This is a genomic window from Synechococcus sp. RC10B2 (genome assembly GCF_047502635.1).
Map to the genome: position 1 here is coordinate 4,571 of NZ_JANSHO010000042.1, position 4,593 is coordinate 9,163.

The window sequence follows — 4,593 nt, forward strand, 5'->3', positions numbered from 1 at the left end:
TGCAAGCCCTGTGCGCGTCCCTCCTGCAAGCCCTGTGCGCGTCCCTCCTGCAAGCCCTTCTCGTGCCCTTCCTGCAAGCCCTTCTGGACGCCTTGCTCCCAGCCCTCGCGCAGCGCCTTGCGCTCCAGTACCGACAGGTACGGCGTGTTCTGCTCGCGCTTCACCTCTTCCAGAAACTGCTCGTAGCGCTCCTCCAACACTTCTGGCAGTACCATAACCCACTCCAGCAATCGGATGAGATTTTCAACCTGCTCTTCAGTATACCCTCGATCTAGCGCGAGGCGCACAAGTTCGATGCGGGAGGCAAGCATGAACTCTGCCGTGTTCGCCCGCATCGCGCGGCGGAACGCTGCTAAGATAAGCGCGCAGGGATTCGGGTCGTTCAAGAGTTGCTCCTCGTCCATGTCCAGCAGCTTCACGGTGTAGAAGTTGAACTCCACGCGGCAGCCGCCCAGCGACTGCGTGAAAGTGCTGGGGCGCCAGTTCGGGTCATCGTCCGCCAAAATCGCGATGCTCACGATGGGGCGACGATAAAGAACCCACAGCGTCGCGTAGTAGGTGAACATCCGCGCCTCAAAATCGGGGTCGGGATGGGACTGCGCCTCGATGTGAATCAGAATCCAGTACTCGCTGCCGTCGCGCAGGTAGACTTGCACCAGTTTGTCTACCGTCTGACGCCCTGTGCGGCTGCGCGGCGCGATTTTGCGCAGTTCCGAATCCAGAAACTGGTAGCCGCGTTGCCAGTCAATCAGCGCGTAGAGTTCGGGATGAATCAGCTGAATCAGCTGCGGGAAGAAGAGCGTAATGAGCGTCTTCCACGGACTGTCTTGGTCGCGTCGCCGTCGATGGTTGCGCATTACATTCCTCCTATGGCGTCAGGCGTAGGTTATCGGCGAGGTACCAGCCGCCCATCAGCGCGAGGAACAGGAGGTTGCCGCCGAAGAGCGCGGTGTAGAGCCAGTCGTGCGGATAGAGCAGGGCGAACCCCAGCGTGAGCGCGCTGCCCACGCCGAAGGCGCGCGCTACCGAGCGGCTTAGTCCGCCCTGCGTGAGCGCAAGTAGCGTGTAGAGCAGCACCGCCAGCGGGAAGCAGAGCGCGCTCAGTCCGACCAGCGCGCCGCCCGCCGAAATCTGTCCCCCGCGCCGACGCCACGGGAACGCATCGCCAATCGGCGCGACCCAGCGGCTGACCGCCATCAGAAAGCCCGTCAAAAAGCCCGCCAGCCCCAGATACGCCACAAGGTTCAGGCTCCAGCCGAGCATCAGCGGCGCGCCTGGCGCCGTGTACGCCAGCGTCAGCAGGAACAGCACTGCGCCCCAGCCCAGCGACTGCGCCGCGTAGAGTTTCCATTCGGGGGGCAACTTCAGCGCGGGTAGGTTGCGCAGCACGGGCGACGGCGGCGACGCTGCGCGCGCTTGCGTGTGCGCCAGCGTCGCGTCCAACTTGCGCTGCAGGTCGGCGTTGTTCGGGTCTAACTGAATGGCGTAGGTGTAGGCGTTCAGCGCGGCGTCGTAGTGCCCCTGCGTGCGGTACACATCGCCGATAATCTCGTGCCCTTTCGCAAGGCGCGGGGCAAGGCGCGTCGCCTGCTTCGCCCAGTAAAGCGCGTCCTGCAGGCGACCCTGAATGAAGGCGCGCTCCGCCTGCAGAATCGCGCGGCGCGCCTCGTCGAGCGCAGGGTTCGGCTTCGGCTGGCTCGCCTGCGGGGGCGGGCTGGAACGCTGCGGGGGCGTGCGCGGCTGGCTGTAGCGCGCGCTGGGCGGCTCGCCCATCTGCAGGCGCAACAGCGCATCGTAGTGCCGCCGACGCTCAGGGTCGGACAGCACCTGATACGCCTCCTGAATGCGCAGGAACCGCTCCTTCGCCTGCGGCGACGGGTTCACATCGGGGTGATACTGGCGCACCAACTCGCGATAGCGACGCCGTATCGCCTCCTGCGTTGCGTGCATCGAAAGCCCCAGCACCTCGTAGTGGTTCTGCATATGCCTACGGTTCACCCGCCGCACCGAAAATCGAACTGAAGTAGCCCGAATAAAACTGGATCAGGATAATCGCCACATAAATCGCCACGCCGATATAGACCGCCACGCCCAAAATGTAGCCCGCTTGGTGCGAGCGCAGTTTGCCCTCCTCTTCGTAATACTCGGCGACCTTGTCCATCATGAAGCCGAGTTCGCCCGTGTTCTCGCCTGTGGCGACCATGTCCATCACCATCGGCGGGAAGACGCCCGTGCTGGCGAAGGTTTGCGCGATGCCCTGTCCCGCTTCGAGTTTCGAGCCTGCGGGTTCGATGCGGCTGCGCAGGTATTCGTTGCCTGTGGCTTGCGCGGCGTAGCGGATGGCTTGCGAGAGGGGCAGCCCCGCGCCGTACAGCGCGCTCAGCGCACGGGCGAACCGCGCCAGCGCGAGTTGGCGCACCGTGAAGCCAATCCACGGCATGCTCACCGTGAACAGCCCCCAACTCCAGCGGAAGCCCTGCGACTGCATCGCCAGCCGAAACACCGCCCAGATGCCGAAAATCGCCAGCAGAATCTTCGCGAAGGTCAGCCCGATGCCCGTCAGCACTTGCCCCACAGGCGCGCCCCCCTGCGCCCCCACCAGCGTAATCAGCGCGGGGATCAATTGCGGGATCACAATCGCGAAAAACAGCACGAGTTTGGGGTAGAAGGTCACGCGGCTGATTAGGCGGCGCAGTTCCAGTTCGTTTTCGAGGTAGTCGGCGATTCGGCGCAGGATGGTCTCCAGCGCGCCGCTGGTCTCGCCGACGCGAATCATGGCGCGGATAATCGGCGAGAAGACGGCGGGGTGCTTGTCGAAGGCGTCGGCGAGTCGCTCGCCTGCGAGGATGCTGTTGCGGATGTCGCCAAGCACGCGGCGCAGGCGGGCGTTGCCCCCACGCTGGTTGCCCAGCGTCTCCAGCGCTTGGTACATCGGCACGCCTGCGGCTAGCATCGTGGCGAACTGGCGGAAAAACACCGCCAGCGTCTTGAGGGGCACGCCGCCGAACAGGGGCTGCCACACGCTCTGCTGCGCGGCGCGGATGGGCGTGGTCGGCTCTGGCTCGGCGTATAACTCCAGCAGCCAGTAGCCCTGCTTGCGCACGGCGTCGCTCGCCTCCAAGCGCGAGTTCGCCTGCACTGTGCCGCGCACCTCGCGCCCTTCGGGGGTTTGCGCTATATAGCGAAAGGTGGGCATCGCGCAAATTATACACGACAGCGGACGCGCTTACAGCCGTCGCCGCAGCGCCCACAGGTCCGCCAGCGCGCGCCCGTACCGCTCCAGCCCGTAGCGGGAACGCCCATAGGCGCGCGGGCGATGCGCCACAACCACCTCCGCCACGCGAAACCCAAGCCGATGCGCCATCAGCGCAAGGTAGCGGTGGAAGTCGCGCTCCAAGTGGGGCAGCAGCGCGTCGGCGACCGCGCGGCGCATGCCCTTGAAGCCGCAGTTCGCATCGTGCAGGGGCAGTCCCCAACCCCAGCGCAACAGCGCGTTGAACACCCACGACGCCAGCACCTTCAGGGGCGGGTCGCGCCGCCTCCTGCGCCAGCCGACCACCATGTCGGCGTCTGTGCGCAGCCGCTCCAGCATCGCAGGGATTGCCGCAGGGTCTTCCTGCAGGTCGGCGTCGATGGTGAACAGGTACTGCCCGCGCGCGGCGCGGAAGCCCGTCGCATACGCCTGCGTCTTGCCCAGCCGCTGCGGGTGGCGCAACCCGCGCACACGCCGATCCGCCTTCATCGCGTCCTGAATGACCGCCCAACTGCCGTCGTCGCTGCCGTCGTCGATCAGCAGAATCTCCCACGATTCGCCTGTGCGCTCCAGCGCGTCGGCGCATGCCTCCAGCAGGCGCGGCAGGTTCGGCGCTTCGTTGTGCAACGGCACAATCAGGCTCAGCGTGGGGGCATCCATCGGTAGGCGCGGCGAATCTCCAGCGGCTCGTCCCGCTGCAGGGTGAAGCGGAACGGCGCGTTCGTGCAGATCAGCGCGTAGTAGGCGGCTCCGCGAAAGTCCATCGTGCGCAGCGGCGTCAGCGGGTAGCAGGGCGTCTCGTCCAGCAGCACCAGGTGCTTGTGCAGGTCGGGGGGCATCTTGCCTTTGTAGACGCGCTCGGGGATGATGATGATGTCGCCGCGCTGCAGACCTTTGCCATCGGGCAGCAGTTTGCGAAATCCGTGCTGCTCGGCGTAGAACATCCAGCCCCACGAGCCTGCGTACCAGACGCGCTCGCCCGCGAACCGTTCGGCATACACCGCCGCGCCCCGCTTGTAGCGTACCGCGTAGTCGTAGTCCGCCGCGATGACCGCCAGACACAGCACGCCCTGCGCAATCAGCAACGGCGCGTTCCTGCCCGCCCACGGCGTGAGGATGAGGATCAAGGGGGGCAGCGCGTACAGCAGGTGGCGCATCGCCTGAAACGGCACGCCCCACACCGCCGCTGCCAACGCGATTAGCAGCCAGAGGCGGAGGAAATTTATGCCCTCACCCCCTACCCCTCTCCCACGGGGTGGGAGAGGGGTGTTGCCCTCACCCCCTGCCCCTCTCCCACGGGGTGGGAGAGGGGTGTTGCCCTCACCCCCTGCCCCTCTCCC

General features: G+C 65.8%; 5 protein-coding genes. All 5 read right to left on the minus strand.

The genetic code is table 11. From position 1 onward, the window contains the following. The coding region (locus NW855_RS05120; RefSeq protein ID WP_414508495.1) for an Rpn family recombination-promoting nuclease/putative transposase at positions 1-857 on the minus strand (857 nt) is incomplete at its 3' end. Between the two features lie 10 nt (positions 858-867). After that, positions 868-1,983: a DnaJ domain-containing protein gene (locus NW855_RS05125; protein ID WP_414508496.1), complete on the minus strand. Its 1,116-nt coding sequence runs from the start codon at positions 1,981-1,983 to the stop codon at positions 868-870. Positions 1,984-1,987: 4 nt separating this feature from the next. After that, positions 1,988-3,196, minus strand: a complete 1,209-nt coding sequence (locus tag NW855_RS05130) for a type II secretion system F family protein (RefSeq protein WP_414508497.1) — start codon at positions 3,194-3,196, stop codon at positions 1,988-1,990. Positions 3,197-3,226: 30 nt separating this feature from the next. Continuing rightward, entirely contained in the window at positions 3,227-3,913 is a 687-nt protein-coding gene (locus NW855_RS05135; RefSeq protein ID WP_414508498.1) for a glycosyltransferase family 2 protein, read from the minus strand. Further along, a partial coding sequence (locus NW855_RS05140) for a hypothetical protein (RefSeq protein ID WP_414508499.1) occupies positions 3,895-4,593 on the minus strand: 699 nt, incomplete at its 5' end. The genes NW855_RS05135 and NW855_RS05140, both read right to left, overlap by 19 nt.